Below are 19,000 nucleotides of genomic sequence, written 5' to 3'. Positions count from 1 at the left end.
TGGCAGTGCTATGACGAAGCCCTCCCTCCCCGACCTGCTGCACGCCGCCGTCTCCGCCGTCGGCGGCACGGAGCGCCCCGGCCAGGTGGCCATGGCCGAAGCCGTCGCCGAAGCGATCGACGACAACTCCCACCGGCTCATCCAGGCCGGTACCGGCACCGGCAAGTCCCTCGGCTACCTGGTGCCGGCCCTCGCCCACGGCGAGCGCGTGGTCGTCGCCACGGCGACCCTCGCCCTCCAGCGGCAGCTCGTCGAGCGCGATCTGCCCCGGACGGTGGACGCACTGCATCCGCAGCTGCGCCGCCGCCCGCAGTTCGCCATGCTCAAGGGCCGGTCGAACTACCTGTGCCTGCACCGCCTCCACGAGGGTGCTCCGCAGGACGAGGAGGACGGCCTCTTCGACCAGTTCGAGGCGGCCGCGCCCACCAGCAAGCTCGGCCAGGACCTGCTGCGGATGCGCGACTGGGCCGACGAGACCGAGACCGGCGACCGCGACGACCTGACCCCGGGTGTCTCGGACAAGGCCTGGTCACAGATCTCGGTCTCCTCCCGCGAATGCCTGGGCGCGACGAAGTGCGCGTACGGCGCCGAGTGCTTCGCGGAGGCCGCCCGTGAGCGGGCCAAGCTCGCGGACGTGGTCGTCACCAACCACGCGCTGCTCGCCATCGACGCCATCGAGGGCGCCCCGGTGCTGCCGCAGCACGAGGTGCTGATCGTGGACGAGGCCCACGAGCTGGTCTCCCGGGTGACCGGGGTCGCCACCGGCGAGCTCACCCCGGGGCAGGTCAACCGGGCCGTGAAGCGCGCCGCCAAGCTGGTCGACGAGAAGACCGCGGATGCCCTGCAGACCGCCTCCGAATCCTTCGAGCGGGTCATGGAGCTGGCGCTCCCGGGCCGCCTGGAGCAGGTCCCCGAGGACCTGGGCTACGCGCTGATGTCCCTGCGGGACGCCGCGCGCAACGTGATCTCGGCGATCGGAGCGACCCGGGACAAGTCCGTCCACGACGAGGACGCGGTGCGCAAGCAGGCGCTGGCCGCCGTGGAGAGCATCCACGGAGTGGCGGAGCGCATCACCAACGGCTCCGAGTACGACGTCGTCTGGTACGAGCGCCACGACCGCTTCGGCGCCACGCTCCGGGTCGCCCCGCTCTCGGTGTCCGGCCTGCTGCGGGAGAAGCTGTTCGAGGACCGCTCCGTGGTCCTCACCTCCGCCACCCTCAAGCTGGGCGGCGACTTCAACGGGGTCGCGGCCTCCCTGGGCCTGTCCCCCGAGGGCGTCGAGGGTGACGACGTGCCCGTCTGGCGGGGCCTCGACGTCGGCTCGCCCTTCGACTACCCGAAGCAGGGCATCCTCTACGTCGCCAAGCACCTGGCCACGCCGGGCCGCGAGGGGACCCGCGGCGACATGATGGACGAGCTCGCCGAACTGATCGAGGCGGCCGGCGGCCGCACCCTCGGCCTCTTCTCCTCCATGCGCGGCGCCAAGGCGGCCGCCGAGGAGCTGCGGGGCCGGCTCGACAACCCGATCCTGCTCCAGGGCGAGGAAACCCTCGGCGAGCTGATCAAGTCTTTCGCCGCCGACCCGAAGACCTGCCTGTTCGGGACCCTGTCGCTCTGGCAGGGCGTGGACGTGCCCGGCCCCAGCTGCCAGCTCGTGGTCATGGACCGCATCCCCTTCCCGCGCCCCGACGACCCACTGATGAGCGCCCGCCAGAAGTCGGTCGAGGAGCACGGCGGCAACGGCTTCATGGCCGTCGCGGCCACGCATGCCGCCCTGCTGATGGCCCAGGGCGCCGGTCGTCTCGTACGGGCCTCGGGTGACCGGGGTGTCGTCGCGGTCCTGGATCCCCGGTTGGCCACGGCGCGGTACGGGAGCTTCCTGCGGGCCACGCTGCCGGACTTCTGGTACACCACGGACCGCAACCAGGTCCGCCGCTCCCTCGCCGCGATCGACGCGACGGCCAAGGCCGACGGCAAGTAGCCAGCGAGGCCGCTCCGCGTGCCCGGCCCGCCGGTCCCGGGGCATGGAACAACCCCCGGGACCGGCGCAGTGGATCCCGGGGGTTGATGGGGGGCGACGGGGTCAGACCCGACGCAGTACCGCGACGACCTTGCCGAGGATGGTGGCCTCGTCGCCGGGAATCGGCTGGTAGGCGGCGTTGTGCGGGAGGAGCCAGACGTGGCCGTCCTCGCGCTTGAAGCGCTTGACGGTGGCCTCGCCGTCGAGCATCGCGGCGACGATGTCGCCGTTCTCCGCGACGGGCTGGCGTCGGACCGTGACCCAGTCGCCGTCACAGATGGCGGCCTCGATCATGGAGTCGCCGACGACCTTGAGGACGAAGAGCTCGCCGTCGCCGACGAGCTGGCGGGGGAGCGGGAACACGTCCTCGACCGACTCCTCGGCGAGGATCGGGCCGCCGGCCGCGATCCGGCCGACCAGGGGAACGTAGGAGGCGGCGGGCTTGCCCGTGGTGTCCGTGGGCTGCGAGCTCGGCTGGTCGGAGCCGCGCACCTCGTAGGCCCGGGGGCGGTGGGGGTCGCGACGCAGGAAGCCCTTGCGCTCCAGGGCCATCAGCTGGTGTGCGACCGACGACGTGCTGGACAGGCCGACCGCCTGGCCGATCTCCCGCATCGACGGCGGGTAACCCCGCCGCTGCACGGAGTCGCGAATGACCTCGATGACCCTCCGCTGCCGGTCCGTGAGTCCGGAGCTGTCGGCGCGGATGCCTGGAGGTCGACCTGGCAGCGAGCGTGCGGGGCGTACTACGGGCTCCGCATCCGGGTTCAGGTTTGCGTCGTTCATGGCATGCACCGGCTCGAGTCGGCTCTGGCTCTGGGAGCGGTTCTGGGCAGTAATGGCGGCACTGTCTGCGGTGGTGGTCACGTCGGCCCCTCTCGAAATGTTCTCCCTAGCTGGACAACGGTAGTTGCTTTCGAAAGGTTGCGCCAAACACACGTTCGAGTGAAAAATCGCAGATCGTCCTGTGTGGGCATATCAAGAGGTGTATGGACGATCGGTTCGCCGAACGCGGGTTCGGCTCGGCGTCCGCCGCTTACGGTACCCTTCCCGGTCGGATCGCCACCGTCCGGGTCTGGGCCCAGTGTGGCACCGGGAAGCCCCGCGTCCGCTCATCGGACGGCGCGACACGCGGGGTTGTGTAAATCCGCCACAACCCAAGATCTAGTGGTTGGATGAGCGCTGCCACCCAGAAGTTGTGGTCCTCGGGTCTTCCAGGGGCCCCGGCATCGCATATGCTGGTGGCTGCTTCACGAGCCCCCGACGGAGTCCTTCTCCGTCGTTCAGGGGCTCCGTGGGGTGATTCAGTCGTGCCAAGAGGGAGGGTGAGGGAACCATGCACTGCCCCTTCTGCAGGCACCCCGACAGCCGCGTAGTCGACAGCCGCACCACGGACGACGGCACGTCGATCCGTCGGCGCCGTCAGTGCCCCGACTGCTCCCGTCGCTTCACGACGGTGGAGACGGCCTCGCTGATGGTGATCAAGCGCAGCGGGGTGACCGAACCCTTCAGCCGTACCAAGGTCATCTCCGGCGTGCGCAAGGCGTGCCAGGGGCGGCCGGTCACCGAGGACGCCCTCGCCAAACTCGGCCAGCGGGTCGAAGAGGCGGTGCGCGCCACCGGAAGCGCCGAGCTGACCACCCATGACGTGGGTCTGGCCATACTCGGCCCGTTGCAGGAGCTCGATCTGGTCGCGTACCTGCGGTTCGCTTCCGTTTACAAAGCTTTCGACACCCTTGAAGACTTCGAGACCGCCATCGCGGAGCTCCGCGATTCGCAGCCTCATCCTGAAGAGTGCGAGCGCGGTGGGACCGTCCTGGTCCCCGTGCCCGCCTCCGCCGCCGACTAGCCGGACGGTCCGTGCCACGGCGCTCACGCGTCGTGACGCGGCCGGTTCGTCAGGCGAAGAGACGTAGATACAAGAAACAGCACCGTGCCGCGGAATATCGGTGGCACTTTAGGGCGTTTTTGCCCGCATATGGGAGGAAGCGGCATGACAGAGACGGCGAGCGGCTCGGCACGTGGTTCCCGCGCCAAGGGGACCAAGGCTGCCAAGGGCGGCCTGCGTATCGAGCGCATCCACACCACCCCGGGCGTGCACCCCTACGACGAGGTGAGCTGGGAGCGCCGTGACGTCGTCATGACCAACTGGCGCGACGGCTCGGTCAACTTCGAGCAGCGCGGCGTCGAGTTCCCCGACTTCTGGTCGGTGAACGCGGTCAACATCGTCACCAGCAAGTACTTCCGCGGCGCGGTCGGCACCCCGCAGCGCGAGACCGGTCTGAAGCAGCTGATCGACCGGATCGTGAAGACGTACACGAAGGCCGGCGAGGACTTCGACTACTTCTCGTCGCCCGCCGACGCGGAGATCTTCGAGCACGAGCTCACGTACGCCCTCCTGCACCAGATCTTCAGCTTCAACTCCCCCGTGTGGTTCAACGTCGGCACGCCCCAGCCGCAGCAGGTGTCCGCCTGCTTCATCCTGGCCGTCGACGACTCCATGGAGTCGATCCTCGACTGGTACAAGGAAGAGGGCATGATCTTCAAGGGCGGCTCCGGCGCCGGCCTGAACCTCTCCCGCATCCGCTCCTCCAAGGAGCTCCTCTCCTCCGGCGGCAACGCCTCCGGTCCGGTCTCCTTCATGCGCGGCGCCGACGCGTCCGCTGGAACGATCAAGTCCGGTGGCGCCACCCGCCGCGCGGCCAAGATGGTCGTCCTGGACGTGGACCACCCGGACGTCGAGGCCTTCATCGAGACCAAGGTGAAGGAGGAGGAGAAGATCCGCGCCCTGCGCGACGCGGGCTTCGACATGGACCTGGGCGGCGACGACATCACGTCCGTCCAGTACCAGAACGCCAACAACTCCGTCCGCGTGAACGACGAGTTCATGACGGCCGTCGAGAACGGCACCGAGTTCGGCCTGCGTGCCCGTATGACCGGTGAGGTCATCGAGAAGGTCGACGCCAAGGCGCTCTTCCGCAAGCTCGCCGAGGCCGCGTGGGCCTGTGCCGACCCGGGCATCCAGTACGACGGTGTGATCAACAACTGGCACACCTGCCCCGAGTCCGGCCGGATCACCGCGTCGAACCCGTGCAGCGAGTACATGCACCTGGACAACACGTCCTGCAACCTCGCCTCGCTCAACCTGATGAAGTTCCTGAACGACGACGGCAAGGGCAACCAGTCCTTCGACGCCGAGCGCTTCGCCAAGGTCGTCGAGCTCGTCATCACCGCGATGGACATCTCCATCTGCTTCGCCGACTTCCCGACGCAGAAGATCGGCGACAACACCCGAGCCTTCCGCCAGCTGGGCATCGGCTACGCCAACCTCGGCGCCCTGCTGATGGCCACCGGCCACGCGTACGACTCGGACGGCGGCCGCACCCTCGCCGCGTCGATCACCTCGCTGATGACCGGCACCGCGTACAAGCGCTCCGCCGAGCTGGCCGCCATCGTCGGCCCGTACGACGGCTACGCCCGCAACGCCGACTCGCACAAGCGGGTCATGAAGCAGCACGCCGACGCCAACGCCGTCGCACCGCGCACCGAGGACCTGGACAACAGCATCTGGGCCGCGGCCACCGAGGCCTGGCAGGACGTCCTGCGCCTCGGCGAGAAGAACGGCTTCCGCAACGCCCAGGCCTCCGTCCTCGCGCCGACCGGCACCATCGGTCTCGCGATGTCCTGCGACACCACCGGTGTCGAGCCGGACCTGGCCCTGGTCAAGTTCAAGAAGCTCGTCGGCGGCGGCTCGATGCAGATCGTCAACGGCACCGTCCCGCAGGCCCTGCGCCGCATGGGCTACCAGGAGGAGCAGATCGAGGCGATCGTCTCCCACATCGCCGAGCACGGCGTGGTCGTCGACGCCCCGGGCCTGAAGACCGAGCACTACTCGGTGTTCGACTGCGCCATGGGCGAGCGTTCCATCTCCGCGATGGGCCACGTCCGCATGATGGCCGCGATCCAGCCCTGGATCTCCGGCGCGATCTCGAAGACGGTCAACATGCCGGAGACGGCGACCGTCGAGGAGATCGAGGAGATCTACTTCGAGGCGTGGAAGCTGGGCGTCAAGGCGCTCGCGATCTACCGCGACAACTGCAAGGTCGGCCAGCCCCTCTCCGCGAAGAAGAAGGAAGAGGAGAAGGCCGAGGTCACCGAGAAGGCCGAGGAGACCATCCGCGCGGCGGTCGAGAAGGTCATCGAGTACCGTCCGGTCCGCAAGCGCCTCCCCAAGGGCCGCCCGGGGATCACCACCTCCTTCACGGTCGGTGGCGCCGAGGGCTACATGACGGCGAACTCCTACCCCGACGACGGTCTGGGCGAGGTCTTCCTGAAGATGTCCAAGCAGGGCTCGACCCTCGCGGGCATGATGGACGCCTTCTCGATCGCCGTCTCGGTCGGTCTGCAGTACGGCGTTCCGCTCGAGACCTACGTCTCCAAGTTCACGAACATGCGCTTCGAGCCGGCCGGTATGACGGACGACCCGGACGTGCGGATGGCGCAGTCGATCGTCGACTACATCTTCCGCCGCGTGGCGCTCGACTTCCTGCCCTTCGAGACCCGCTCGGCCCTCGGCATCCACTCCGCCGAGGAGCGCCAGCGCCACCTGGACACCGGCTCCTACGAGCCCCTCCAGGACGAGCTGGACAACGAGTCCCTGACGCAGGCGACCCCGCTGGCCGCCGTCCCGTCGGCCCCGAAGCCGGTCGCTGCGGTCTCCCTCCCGGCCCCGAAGACGGCGCACAGCAACGCCGAACTGGTCGAGATGCAGCTCGGTGTCTCCGCCGACGCCCCGCTCTGCTTCTCCTGCGGTACGAAGATGCAGCGCGCCGGCTCCTGCTACATCTGCGAGGGCTGCGGCTCCACCAGCGGCTGCAGCTGAAGGTAGCGGTCCCCAGGTACTGAGTGCCTGGTAGAGCGGGGAGCCGGCGCCATGCCGGCTCCCCGCTTCGCGTGGTGCGCCCCGCCCGGAGCGTCAGTGGGGGATGCGCAGCGGCGGACGGGTGATCTGGTCGTCGCGGAATTCGGCGATCCGGGAATGGACCTGGCGCATCAGGTGGGTGTCCTCGATGCGGTCCAGGTAGAGGCAGCGTGCGGCCAGACCCGGCAGGTCGAAGGCGAAGCACAGCGACATCAGCGGGTTCACGAAGAGCTCGCTGCCCCGGGTGCGGCTGGTGAACTGCACGTCGCCGAAGGAACCCCGGACGGCCGCGGCGATCGAGCCGTTCACGATGCTGGGCCGGTCAGGGGTCTGCTCCTGGGCGTGGGCCACCGCGTCCAGGAAGAGAGCGCCCTCCCTGGTGGCGCGCGGTATGGAGAACGCCCCGAGGTACGCGCCCGCGCGTTCGAGCGCCGCGATGTTCTCCAGCACCAGTCCGTGGCTGACCCCGTGGTACGCGTCCACGCCGAAGCCCACCGACACGACGAGGCGCTGAGGCACCTCGTCCAGCGCGGCCAGCGCCGCGACGCTGGTCAGGTCCTCCTCGGGGGTGCCGAGGCCCGCTTCGTCGCCCCGCATCAGGATGTCCGTGCCGCCGTCGACCAGAACGACCGCGTCGATGCGGTGGAGGTCGACCAGCTCGCGGTAGGCGGCGCGCAGCGGTTGCACGCCGATCTGGGGGAAGGCGTACACGGTGGCCGGGTAGCCGTGCGCCTCCAGCCACTGGGCCAGGGTCCGCTCCGGAAAGTAGGACAGGTGCGGTGCGGAGCGCGGGGTGACGGCGGCGAGGTCGGGGGCCGCCCACCCCTCGGTGGGCAGTCCGGCGAGCGAACTGAAGGAGAGGTTCGCCAGGTGGACCCGCTTGCCCTGGTGCATGAGGGAGAGGGCGAGGGGGAGGCCGGCGTAGATGTCGAAGCCGCCGCCCGCACCGGCGATCAGGATGCTTTCGGCGTCGGCGAGGCGGTCGAAAAGCGGGTTGGTGTGCAGAGCCGTCATGACGATCATTGTGCGGGGTGCCCGTGACGGCGCGCCTCGGGATTTTCACGGCAGTGCGACGGCGGACGACGCGGGGGAGAACGGGGAGATGGTCAGCCATGTGGAGCGGTGACGAGCTGGACCTGGACGCCTATCTGGCGCGGATCGGATTTCCGGGGGACGCGGGGGACGCGGGGGCGTCCGGGGAACTCCGGCCGGACCTCCCCACGTTGTACGCAGTGCACCGGGCCCACACCGCCGCCATTGCCTTCGAGAGCCTGGACGTCCTGCTCGACCGCCCCGTCGCGCTGGACCTCAAGTCGATCGAGGACAAGCTCGTGCACCGCCGTCGCGGCGGCTACTGCTACGAGCAGAACTCGCTGCTGGCCGCTGCCCTGGAGCGGATCGGCTTCGAGGTCTCCGGACGCGGTGCCCGCAACCGCGCCCGCGGGGACTCCCTGCTGGCCGTGACGCACGCGGTCCTCGTCGTCACCGTCGACGGCGAACCGTGGCTGTGCGACGCCGGGTTCGGGCACCAGGGCCCCCGCGAGCCCGTTCCGCTGGGGCGCCCGGGTACCGACGTGCAGCAGGGGGAGTGGACGTACCGCGTCCGCGAGGAGGAGAACGGCGTCCTCGCGCTGTGCCTGCTGCGCGGGGACACCTGGCGGGACCTGTACGCCTTCTCCCCGCAGCAGTACCACCCCGTCGACTACGTCGTGCTCAACCACTACAGCTCCAGCCACCCCGCCTCCTCCTTCGTCGGGCGGCTGGTCGTCCAGTACCCGGGCGACGGCGTCCGCCGGGCGCTCGTCGGGCGGGAACTCACCCGCCTGTACCCCGACGGGCGGGCCGAGCGGGAGACGGTCGGACCGGACGAGCTGCTCGCCGTGCTCGACCGGGAGTTCGGGCTTCGCCTGCCCGATCGGGAAGCGGAGGAACTGGTCCGGATCCACCGCGCCGGGGACTGACCGGGGCCGCACCTGGCCCGTACGATGGCGCCGTGCTGGTCAAGTGGATTCGCTGCACGGTGACGGACCGACGCGGGTTCGAGCGCGGGCAGCGAAAATGGGCGGGGCTGCCGGGTGAGCCGGGATTCCGGGGGCAGGGCGGCGGCTGGAGCCGGGGCCGGCAGGGGGTCGCGCATGTCTTCGCGTTCTGGGAGAGCCGGTCCTTCTACGACTCCTTCATGGCCCGCTCGCACGACCGGCTGGCCGCCGCGCAGAACGGCACCTACACCGATCTGCGGGTCACCCTCTTCGACCACCGCTTCGACGTGAAGACCGGCTTCGAGCCGCGCTTCACCGATGCCGACGTCGTACGGGTCGCGCACACGCGGGTCCGGGAGGGCCGGGTCGACCACTTCGCCCTCATGCAGGAGAAGGTGTGGAATCCGGCCATGGCGGGCTCGCCCGGGATGGTCCGCGGCCTGTTCGGAGAGGCCCCGGGCCGGGAGTTCCTGGTGCTGTCGATGTGGCACGCCGCGGCCGAGCACGGCAAGTACCGGCAGGAGCGGGTCGAGCGGCTCTCGCTGCGCGCCCAGATCCAGGCCGATGTCGAGGCCCTCACCGGCGACGTCGTCGACCTCGAACCCTCCTGGACGGTATGACCGTACGATGACCGCCGGGCCGACCGGCGTGCCCGGTGGGCGGGCAGCCCGATGGCCGAATAGGGTCGTGGGATGGTTCGACCACGCCGCATCGTCCTTGTCCGACACGGGGAATCGGAGGGAAACGCCGACGACTCGGTGTACGAGAGGGAGCCCGACCACGCCCTGCGGCTGACCCGGAACGGGCGCGAGCAGGCGTCGGCAGCGGGCGACCGACTTCGCGAGCTCTTCGGGGACGAGACGATCAGCGCGTACGTCTCCCCGTACCGCCGCACCCTGCAGACCTTCCGGGAGCTTCGGCTGGACCCGACGCGGGTGCGGATGCGCGAGGAGCCGCGCCTGCGCGAGCAGGACTGGGGGAACTGGCAGGAGCGGGACGACGTACGGCTGCAGAAGGCCTACCGGGACGCGTACGGGCACTTCTTCTACCGGTTCGCCCAGGGCGAGTCGGGGGCCGACGTGTACGACCGCGTCGGTTCCTTCCTGGAGAGCCTCTACCGCAGCTTCGAGGCCCCCGACCATCCCCAGAACGTGCTGCTCGTGACGCACGGGCTGACGATGCGGCTGTTCTGCATGCGCTGGTTCCACTGGTCCGTGTCCGAATTCGAGGCCCTGTCCAATCCGGGCAACGGCGAATTCCGGATGCTCCTGCTGGGCCCGGACGGCCGGTACCGGATGGACCGCCCGTTTGAGCGGTGGACCACACCCGAGCCTTATGACCTGGACGGCTAGAGTGGCCCGCGATGACGCCTGATTCCACTCCCGAACGGCGCTACGCGCGCGCCATGGCCAGCCTCCGAGGGCTGGCGCTGGGTGACGCCCTCGGCTCCCAGTACTTCGTCCCCGTGAACTACCCCATGCTCAAGCGGCGCGAGCTGCCCTCCGGCGCCGGCACGTGGCAGTGGACCGACGACACCGAGATGGCCTGCTCGGTCGTGGCCGTGCTGGCCGAGCACGGGCGCATCGACCAGGACGCGCTCGCGAGTTCTTTCGCCCACCACCACGACTTCGACCGTGGCTACGGGCCCGCGGTGAACCGGATGCTGCGTCTGGTGCGGGAGGGGCAGGACTGGCGCACGCTGGCCGCCGAACTGTTCAACGGGCAGGGCTCGTGGGGCAACGGCGCCGCCATGCGGATCGCCCCGCTCGGCGCCTGGTACGCCGACGACCCGGAGCAGGCCACGCACCAGGCGGAGATCTCCGCCTACACCACCCACCAGCACCGCGAGGCCGTGTGCGGAGCGATGGCCGTCGCCGCCGCCGCCGCGCTGGCCGCGAGCACGGACGGCCCCCCGAAGGCCTCCGACCTGCTGGACGGGGTGATCGCGCTGGTGCCGCGCAGTGCGGTGGGCGCCGGACTGCGGCGGGCGCGGGACATGCTGGACTACGGCGACGCGACCACGGTCGCGGCGGTTCTGGGCTGCGGGCGGCGCACGAGCGCGCACGACACCGTGCCGTTCGCACTGTGGTCGGCGGCGCGGGCGCTGGACGACTACGAGAGGGCGTTCTGGACCACCGCGCAGGTGGGCGGGGACGTCGACACGACCTGCGCGATCGTCGGCGGGGTGCTGGGCGCGCGCGGGGACGCCGTGCTGCCGGCCGCGTGGCTGGCGCGTACGGAGGCCCTGCCGGCCTGGCTGCCGGAGGTCGCGGCGGGCTGACGCCCGGTGGGCCGTGGCCGCCCCGTGGACGGGTGGGCCTTGTGAACCCAAGGGCCGTCCCGAATCCCGGGTGGATCGGCGCGCGTCGCCGCGTGGTCGGCAACAGCCTGATACACCCCGTAGGAAAACGCGCCTCCGCCGTGCGATGCACCGCATCCGACGCGTGCCGTAGCCGGCGTCGCGCGCCCGCCCGGGATTGCCGGGGCAGGCCTTAGGGGGTGTCTTGCCGGTCAGGCCGGGCTCGCGTCACCCGGCACGCCCGCCCGCCGCGTTCTCGTCGGTCGCCGACGCTCCGCGTCGGCTCCCTTCTCGGCCTCGCGATCGCACGCATCAGGCACCGCTCCCCGATCCGGCCCGATCGACGAGACACCCCCTGGTGGGGCCTGCGGAGTTGGTGGCGTCCGGCGCGCGGTGAAGTTTCCCGTTCCGATTGTCACGGTCCTGCCACAGCCCGCTTTTGATCCTGTTCAAAACTGCATCGCACCGGCCTACTCTGTCCGCATCGCCGCCCCACCGTGTACTGCGGGGCGGCCGGCAGGGGAGGGAACCCGATGTCAGAGAACACCGGCGGGGCGGACGAAGCCCGGTCCAAGGACGCGGTCAACGCAGCGGCCACGGGCGGGGATTCGTCCGCGACGCCATCCACGGCCGGGGATTCGCCCGCGACGCCGCCCCCGGCCGGGGATTCGCCCGCGACGCCGCCCCCGGCCGGCGGCAGACACACCGGCGCGGCCGGCCCACCGCCAGGGAAGCCCGCCGCCGCAGCGCCCGGGAACCCATGGCAGGTGCGGCAGCACTCAGCCGCGCCCTCGTGGGCCACGCTGGTGCGTCCCGCCGAGGCGGCCCCCATCCCGACCGCGACAATCGTCGCCGTCCTCGCCTCCGGCCTGGCCACCGCGCTGCTCCTCGCCGACGGCATGGGCCCCGGCCTGCTGGTCGCGGTGGTGCCCGCCGTCATCGCCGCGTACGTCGCCGCTCGCGCGGCCCGCCGCAGCGCCCGCCCCTGGACCCTGGCCTGGGTGATCGGCTGCATCGCCCTCCTCGCCATACCCGCCCTGCGCGACTCCGCATGGCCGGCCACACTGGCGATCCTGTCCGCCGTCCTGCTGGGCGCCCTGGCCCTGCACGGCAGCCGCACCTGGCCCGGCGTCCTGCTCAGCCCGCTCGGCTTCCTCGACGCCGGCGTGTCAGGGATCGCGTGGCTGGCGACCGGGCTGCGCTCGCGGGGCGGGGTCAACAAGGACCGCTGGCTGCCCGTCGCCAAGGCGACCGGTGTGGCCATCGCCCTGCTGGTCCTCTTCGGCGCGCTGTTCGCCTCCGCCGACGCGGCCTTCTCCGACCTCCTGGGCGGCCTGATGCCCGACGTGTCGGTGGAGGACGGGCCCGTCCGGTTCATGCTCTTCGTGCTCGGCGCGCTGCTCGCGCTCGCCGCGGCCCGCACCGCCGCCGCCCCGCTGCGCTGGGACCGGATCAAGGTGGCCCCGGGCAAGCCGCGCTCCCGGGTCGAATGGGCACTTCCGCTGATCGTGCTCAACCTGCTCTTCGCCGGCTTCAACGCCGTCCAGCTGGCCGTCCTGTTCGGCGGCTACGACAAGGTCCTGCAGAGCACCGGCCTCACCTACGCCGAGTACGCCCGCCAGGGCTTCTGGCAACTGCTCTGGGCCACCGTGCTCACCCTCGCCGTGATCGCGCTCGCCCTGCGCTGGGCCCCGCGCTCCGGACCGGGCGACCGCCGCTTCGTCCGCATCGTCCTCGGCGTGCTGTGCGCGCTGACGCTGGTGGTCGTCGCCGCGGCGCTGCGCCGCATGGACCTCTACGTGGACGCGTACGGGCTGACCAGGCTGCGCGTGTCGGTGGCCGCGATGGAACTGTGGCTCGGGCTGGTCATCGTACTGATCATGGCGGCCGGACTGTTCGGCGGGCGCTGGCTGGCCCGCGCGTTCGCGGGCAGTGTGGCCGCGGCCGTCCTGGTCTTCGGCCTGCTGTCCCCGGACGGGATGGTCGCCGAGCGCAACGTGGCCCGCTTCGAGACGGACGCGAAGATCGACCTGGCCTACTTCCAGTCCCTGTCGGCGGACGCCGTACCCGCCCTGGACCGGCTGCCAGAGCCCCAGCGGTCCTGCGCCCTGCGCGGGATCAACGACGAGATGGCCCGGGCGGGAGACGTCCCCTGGTACGCGATGAGCCTGGGCGAGTACCGGGCCCGGCAGATCCTGCGCGAGCGTCCGGTGACCGCCTCCTACGAGACCTGCTCCCGCATGGGCGCCTTCGGCAGTCGCGTCGAGTACTAGTCAGCGTCTTGTCGATCAGCCGGGCGAGGACGCGTACGGGGCCGGGTGCGGGGGACATCCCCCGCACCCGGCCCCGTACCGCGCGCCGCGGTCAGGCGGCCGGACCGGCCTTCGCGGCGGATCCGGCCAGGGCCTCCAGGTCGCTCTTGCGCACCCGGATCACCAGCACGGCGGTGGCCAGGGCGAGGCCCGCCATGGCGACGGCCGCGAAGAACGCGGTGGAGATGCCGTGGGCGAGTACCAGGTCACCCCAGGGGTCGGGCAGGAAGCCGGACTTCTCGAACGCGGCGATCTGACCGGGATCCGCCTGCGCCATGAAGGCGGGGACCTGCTTTGCGGCCTCGTCGCGGCTGGCCGTGCCGAAGACGGTGACCAGGATGGACAGGCCGAGCGAGCCTCCGACCTGCTGGCTGGCGTTGAGCAGGCCGGAGGCCGCGCCCGCCTCCTTCGGCGCCACGCCGGAGACGGCGGTGAGGGTCAGGGTGACGAAGTTGAGGCCCATGCCGAAGCCGAACAGCACCATCGGCCCGAGCACCCCGGAGACGTAGGAGCTGTCGGTCCGGATGAACGTCAGCCAGGCCAGCCCGGTGCCGGTGAGCGCGGACCCGATGACCATGAAGGGCTTGGGGCCGAAGCGCGGCAGGAAACGCTGCGAGAGACCGGCGGCCGTGACGATGGCGACCGTCACGGGCAGGAAGCCGAGGCCGGACTGGATCGGGGAGAAGCCAAGGACGTTCTGCACGAACTGGACGATGAAGAAGAACATGCCGAACATCGCAGCGGCGAGGCCGAGCATGATCACGTAGGTGCCGGTGCGGTTGCGGTCGGCGAACATGCGCAGCGGGATGATCGGCTCGCGGGCCCGCGACTCGATGACCACGAACAGCGCGAGCAGGACCACGGCCGCGGCGAACGAGGCGAGGGTGACGGCGTCGCGCCAGCCCTCCTCGGAGGCGCTGATGAACCCGTACACGAGCGAGGCCATGCCACCGGTGGAGGTGAGGGCTCCGGCGATGTCGAAGCGGCCGGGGTGGCGCTCGGACTCGGTGATGTAGAGCGGCGTGAGGACGGCGATCAGCACGCCGATCGGCACGTTGACGAAGAGGACCCAGCGCCAGTCGAGCCACTCGGTCAGCATGCCGCCGGCCAGCAGGCCGATCGCGCCGCCGCCCGCGGAGACGGCGGCGAACACCCCGAACGCCCGGTTCCGCTCCGGGCCTTCGGGGAAGGTCGTGGTGATCAGGGCGAGCGAGGTGGGCGAGGCGATCGCGCCGCCGACCCCTTGCAGGGCGCGGGCCGCGAGGAGCTGCCAGGGCTCCTGGGCGAATCCGCCGAGCAGGGAGGCCAGGGTGAAGAGCAGGATTCCGGTGAGGAACACCCGGCGTCGGCCCAGGATGTCGCCCGCCCGGCCGCCGAGCAGCAGCAGGCCGCCGAAGGTGAGCGTGTACGCGCTGAGCACCCAGGAGAGGTCGGTGGTGGTGAAGTCGAGGGCGCTCTGGATGTGCGGGAGCGCGATGTTCACGATCGTCGCGTCGAGGACGACCATGAGCTGGCATGCGGCGATGACGGCGAGCGCCACTCCGGGGCGCCCCTCCCGGCGGGCCGCGCCCGGTATCCGTGGTGTGGCGAGTTGAGAGCTTGTCACTGAGGATCCCCCCCAAAGTGAAATAGTGAACGTATTCGTTCACTGCGGGTCCACGGTAGGAGCCGCTCCTTAGTGAACGCAAGCGTTCACTAAGGCTGAAAATACGTGCGTCGAACGTGCGAGCCGGTCGGAGGTGGGGAGATGGCGGTTTCACGCTGGTCAGCGCCGTCGCCGGGGCGTCGGCGGGGTCCGGAACTCGAACAGGCGATTCTCGACGCCGCGTTGGAGCGGCTGAGCACGGTCGGCTGGAACGCGCTCACCATGGAGGGCGTCGCGGCCGGCGCGCACACCGGCAAGGCCGCGCTCTACCGCCGCTGGCCGTCGAAGGCGGACCTGGTGGCCGATGCGCTGCGGACCGGCCTGCCGCGGATCGGTGACATTCCCGACTGTGGATCGATCCGTGAGGACCTCTACCTGCTGTGCGCGCGCACGCGGGACGTCATGCGCTCGCGCGCCGGTCAGGCCCTGTGGTCGGTGCTTCACGAATGCGATCACATGCATGCCGACCGGTTCCACGGAGTCATCTGGTCCGGTCTGCAGGAGCCGGCCCAGCGTCTGATCAGGGAGCTTGTCGGGCGCGGAATCGAGCGGGGTGACGTGAGACCGGACGCGACTGGTCCGTTTGTCGTGGATGTCATTCCGGCGATGCTGATGTACCGCACCAAGGTGTGCGGAAGCGAATGGGGGGATGCGGACATTGCGGCGCTGATCGACGAGGTGATGGTTCCGCTGCTCAGGGTGTGAGATGCGGCGGGGGCGGCGCGGGGCGCGTGGAGCGGGTTTCACGTCCGATCGCGCGCGGGTCGGACCCGGGCGGGGGTGTGCAGTGGGCTCGGGGCGGCGTAACCTTGCTGGCGCCATGCCGTACGAAGCACCCACCCACACCGTCGAACGCTCCCTCCGTGCAACCACCGGCGCCAAGGTCATCGCCGGGGTCGACGAAGTCGGACGAGGGGCCTGGGCCGGACCCGTCACCGTGTGCGCGGCGATCACCGGCCTGCGCCGGGCGCCCGCCGGGCTCACCGACTCCAAACTGCTCACCCCCAAACGACGCGACGCGCTGCTCGATGTCCTGGAGGGCTGGGTCACCGCGTACGCGCTCGGGCACTCCTCGCCCGAGGAGATCGACGAACTGGGGATGACGGCCGCCCTGCGCCTGGCGGCCGAGCGTGCACTGAACGCCCTGCCGGTGCGGCCCGACGCGGTGATACTCGACGGCAAGCACGACTACCTCGGCTCGCCCTGGCGGGTCCGTACGGTGATCAAGGGCGACCAGTCCTGCATCGCCGTCGCCGCGGCCTCGGTCATCGCCAAGGTCCGCCGCGACCGCATGATGGCCGAACTCGGTGAACGGGGCGGCGGGATCGAGGACTTCGCCTTCGCCGCCAACGCCGGGTATCCCTCGCCCGTGCACCGGGCCGCGCTGGAGCAGCTGGGGCCCACTCCCTACCACCGGCTCTCGTGGTCGTACCTCGACGCGCTGCCCCGCTGGCGCCACCTCAAGAAGGTGCGCCGCAGCGAGGAGTCGATGGAGCTGGAAAACGGAGGCCAACTCGGCTTCGATTTCTGATCGCACGCACGTGCCACCGGCCGGTACGTTTCGTACCGGTGTTTGATAGACATCAACTCATGCCTCTCACCCCCGCCATCGAGGAGCCTCAGATTCACGAGAGTGCCCAGGGTCCCCGCGTCACGCCGGCCGCGAGCCGCACCGCGCAGACCCCCCGCCCTGTACCTGGTCCGCGTCCCGCCGTCGTACCGCGGCCCGGCCGCCCCGGTCCCGCCCGGCCCGCACCGCCCGCACAGCGTGCGCCGCAGGCCACCCCCGGACCCGTTCCCGCAGCCCCTGCCGCTGCACCCACCACACCGTCCGTCTCCGCGGCGGTGCCGCAGATCCAGCTGATCCCGGCCTCTGCCGAGGGTGCGCTGGACGCGGCCGAAGAGGCCGTCGACCTGCTGCTCGACACCGGGCGTGCGCCCGGCGACATCCTGGTGCTCACCAGTGGCGACCCGCACCCGTGGGCCGCGCACGAGCTGTCCTTCGGCGAGGCAGCGTACTGGGCCCTGCACGACGCCGGGGACGACGTCTTCTACGCGGACGCGGCGCAGGTCCAGCGCGCCGCCGGCCGTCCCGTCGTGGTCTTCGTGGTCAACGGCGGAGCGGTCGACACCGTCGCGGGCACCCTGCCGGTCGCGCTCACCCGGGCGGGTGCGCTGCTGATCGTGTGCGGTGACGCCCAGCAGATCAACTCCGTGCTGGGTGCGGGCGTCTGACGCCCTGTACCCCGGCACGGGCGAAGGGCGGGGCGGGCCTCGAGCCGGCCCCGCTGAAGCCCGCGCCGGGGCCCGATTCGGAGCCCGAGGCCTGATCCGCCGTACGCCCGCTCCCGGGTGTACGGCCGTGAGGCATGCCCGCGTGCCACCTGCACGCGCCGCTGTACGAGGGCGGCCGTGCGAGGTCCGGTCGTACGGGGGTCAGTCGTGCGGGGAGAGTCGTACGGGGGTCAGCGCGCCGCGGTCCGCCGCAGGGCCTCGACCGCGCCGCCCCCGGTGTGCAGGGCCAGCGGAGAGAACTCGGCCACGGCGTCGCCGAGGCGCTGCGGCCGCGAGTCGGAGCTCGGCCGCCGGCCGCCCCGGCCCTCGCCCAGCACCTGCCAGCCGCCGCGGGTCAGCGTGATGTACGCGCCGCAGCGCAGGCCGTGCAGGGTGCACGCGTCCCGCAGCCCCCACATCCAGGCCCCGTCCTCCTCGGTCCACCGCTCGTCGCCGTCGCGGCAGTAGAGCAGCACGGCCGTCCGCACCGGAGTCCGTCGCCGCAGATCGTGCGGGAGGACCCGGCGCAGCCGGGACAACAGGGCGTTGCGGTACTCCCAGCCGTCGGCCGAGGCCGACCTCTGCACGAAGGAGGCGCTCGCAACGAGCTGCTCCTCCGGGCCGAGGACGGCGATCACCGCGGTCGAGGGCACCGGGCTGTGCCGGGAGTGCAGCCCGCTGACGACCTCGCGCGGATTGCGCAGCAGCGGAATGCCTGCCGCCGTCCATTCCGCGGGTTCCAGCAGTCTTCCGTGGCGGCTGGTACCGCCGGTGGCTGTTATCAGGGACGCGGTCGGGGGCGGCGCGAATCCGAAGGTCACGGTCCTCCCTTCGGGTACACGCCCGCGGACGGGCACGGCTGGAGTCAGGGCGCGCCGCAGCGCGGCCCAGGAGGGTGCCGGGGAGCCGAGCGGGAGCACCTCAATTCTCGCGTGGCTTCGGAGCGTGCGGCAACGAGCAATTGAGGCCGCCGACCGGAATTCGCCGGTATGCCGTTCATATCCTTGCCCCGCCACGCCGAGGATGACGCATTCGGCCATCCCTGAAGCGCCGGCACCAGCGGGGGCACCTCTTTCGCGCCTGCCCGCCGCAGCAGCCGGGCGGCGACCGCGGGCGTGCACCCGCTCTCCGCGCGGTCGTCCACGAGGAGCACCGGCCCGAACCCCGGGGCCTGGTCCGTGTACGCAGCCGCGAGGGGGGAGGAGGGCGAGCCGAGGTGCACGTGCCGGCTCCGGTGCCCAGCTGTTCGGCGACGCGGGCCGTCACGCGGGCAGGGGCCGTGGCGGTCGTGGCGCGCGGCGGGACGCCCGGCGGCAGGTCGGCCGGATTGGTCCGCACCCGGCGGCGGCCGGGCGGGTTGTTCGGCCGCTCGGGGCTACGGAACGGGGAGCGCATTCACCGTCCCGCCGGACTTGGCGCTCTGACCTGCGTAAACGCGTAGATCCAGGTTGATGGTGGACAAGAATTCACCCTGGGCACGACGGCGACGGAGCCGTCATTTGCGGCCGTGCGGAGGGCCGCACTGACGGTCGCGTCGTTCGCCACTCCGTCCG

Annotated in this window: 15 protein-coding genes; 11 read left to right on the top strand and 4 right to left on the bottom strand. The window is 71.1% G+C overall.

The window, feature by feature from the left end; all coding sequences use genetic code 11:
- The first annotated feature begins 10 nt into the window (after positions 1-10).
- The gene (locus ACGFZK_RS26805; RefSeq protein WP_393851410.1) at positions 11-1,981 is read left to right on the top strand and encodes an ATP-dependent DNA helicase; all 1,971 of its coding nucleotides are present in this window, start codon (positions 11-13) and stop codon (positions 1,979-1,981) included.
- A gap of 102 nt (positions 1,982-2,083) precedes the next feature.
- On the opposite strand, the gene lexA is transcribed toward ACGFZK_RS26805, so the two are convergent.
- Positions 2,084-2,884: a transcriptional repressor LexA gene (gene lexA, locus ACGFZK_RS26800; protein ID WP_327264806.1), complete on the bottom strand. Its 801-nt coding sequence runs from the start codon at positions 2,882-2,884 to the stop codon at positions 2,084-2,086.
- Positions 2,885-3,353: 469 nt separating this feature from the next.
- Between lexA and nrdR the strand changes: the two genes are divergently transcribed.
- Complete coding sequence (gene nrdR, locus ACGFZK_RS26795) at positions 3,354-3,866, top strand: transcriptional regulator NrdR (protein ID WP_393851409.1); 513 nt, start codon at positions 3,354-3,356, stop codon at positions 3,864-3,866.
- Between the two features lie 144 nt (positions 3,867-4,010).
- On the top strand, positions 4,011-6,899 hold the full coding sequence (locus ACGFZK_RS26790; RefSeq protein ID WP_393851408.1) for a vitamin B12-dependent ribonucleotide reductase: 2,889 nt from the start codon (positions 4,011-4,013) through the stop codon (positions 6,897-6,899).
- 93 nt (positions 6,900-6,992) lie between these two features.
- On the opposite strand, the gene ACGFZK_RS26785 is transcribed toward ACGFZK_RS26790, so the two are convergent.
- The gene (locus ACGFZK_RS26785; protein ID WP_393851407.1) at positions 6,993-7,952 is read right to left on the bottom strand and encodes a DUF1152 domain-containing protein; all 960 of its coding nucleotides are present in this window, start codon (positions 7,950-7,952) and stop codon (positions 6,993-6,995) included.
- A 98-nt stretch (positions 7,953-8,050) separates the two neighbouring features.
- Between ACGFZK_RS26785 and ACGFZK_RS26780 the strand changes: the two genes are divergently transcribed.
- From ACGFZK_RS26780 to ACGFZK_RS26760, 5 genes are all read left to right on the top strand, one after another.
- Positions 8,051-8,899 (top strand): arylamine N-acetyltransferase, encoded by an 849-nt coding sequence (locus ACGFZK_RS26780; protein WP_393851406.1) that lies wholly within the window; start codon positions 8,051-8,053, stop codon positions 8,897-8,899.
- 32 nt (positions 8,900-8,931) lie between these two features.
- Positions 8,932-9,537: a YdbC family protein gene (locus ACGFZK_RS26775; protein WP_030709623.1), complete on the top strand. Its 606-nt coding sequence runs from the start codon at positions 8,932-8,934 to the stop codon at positions 9,535-9,537.
- Between the two features lie 72 nt (positions 9,538-9,609).
- Complete coding sequence (locus ACGFZK_RS26770; protein ID WP_393851405.1) at positions 9,610-10,269, top strand: histidine phosphatase family protein; 660 nt, start codon at positions 9,610-9,612, stop codon at positions 10,267-10,269.
- Between the two features lie 11 nt (positions 10,270-10,280).
- Positions 10,281-11,198: an ADP-ribosylglycohydrolase family protein gene (locus ACGFZK_RS26765; RefSeq protein ID WP_393851404.1), complete on the top strand. Its 918-nt coding sequence runs from the start codon at positions 10,281-10,283 to the stop codon at positions 11,196-11,198.
- A gap of 785 nt (positions 11,199-11,983) precedes the next feature.
- Positions 11,984-13,489: a DUF4153 domain-containing protein gene (locus ACGFZK_RS26760; protein WP_393851403.1), complete on the top strand. Its 1,506-nt coding sequence runs from the start codon at positions 11,984-11,986 to the stop codon at positions 13,487-13,489.
- 91 nt (positions 13,490-13,580) lie between these two features.
- Here ACGFZK_RS26760 and ACGFZK_RS26755 read toward each other — a convergent pair whose 3' ends face one another.
- Positions 13,581-15,134 (bottom strand): MFS transporter, encoded by a 1,554-nt coding sequence (locus ACGFZK_RS26755; RefSeq protein ID WP_393851402.1) that lies wholly within the window; start codon positions 15,132-15,134, stop codon positions 13,581-13,583.
- A 141-nt stretch (positions 15,135-15,275) separates the two neighbouring features.
- Here ACGFZK_RS26755 and ACGFZK_RS26750 point away from each other — a divergent pair, with 141 nt between their 5' ends.
- The 3 genes from ACGFZK_RS26750 (at position 15,276) to ACGFZK_RS26740 (ending at position 17,408) form a co-directional block, all read left to right on the top strand.
- Positions 15,276-15,878 (top strand): TetR/AcrR family transcriptional regulator, encoded by a 603-nt coding sequence (locus ACGFZK_RS26750; RefSeq protein ID WP_393851401.1) that lies wholly within the window; start codon positions 15,276-15,278, stop codon positions 15,876-15,878.
- A 115-nt stretch (positions 15,879-15,993) separates the two neighbouring features.
- On the top strand, positions 15,994-16,704 hold the full coding sequence (locus ACGFZK_RS26745) for a ribonuclease HII (protein ID WP_393851400.1): 711 nt from the start codon (positions 15,994-15,996) through the stop codon (positions 16,702-16,704).
- A gap of 59 nt (positions 16,705-16,763) precedes the next feature.
- A complete protein-coding gene (locus ACGFZK_RS26740; RefSeq protein WP_393851399.1) occupies positions 16,764-17,408 on the top strand; it encodes a hypothetical protein in 645 nt (214 codons plus the stop codon).
- A gap of 230 nt (positions 17,409-17,638) precedes the next feature.
- On the opposite strand, the gene ACGFZK_RS26735 is transcribed toward ACGFZK_RS26740, so the two are convergent.
- Entirely contained in the window at positions 17,639-18,268 is a 630-nt protein-coding gene (locus ACGFZK_RS26735; protein ID WP_393851398.1) for a hypothetical protein, read from the bottom strand.
- Positions 18,269-19,000 lie beyond the last annotated feature (732 nt).

It is taken from the genome of Streptomyces sp. NPDC048257 (assembly GCF_043201855.1).
Classification (GTDB): domain Bacteria; phylum Actinomycetota; class Actinomycetes; order Streptomycetales; family Streptomycetaceae; genus Streptomyces.
This window is presented reverse-complemented; position numbering and strand designations above follow the sequence as displayed.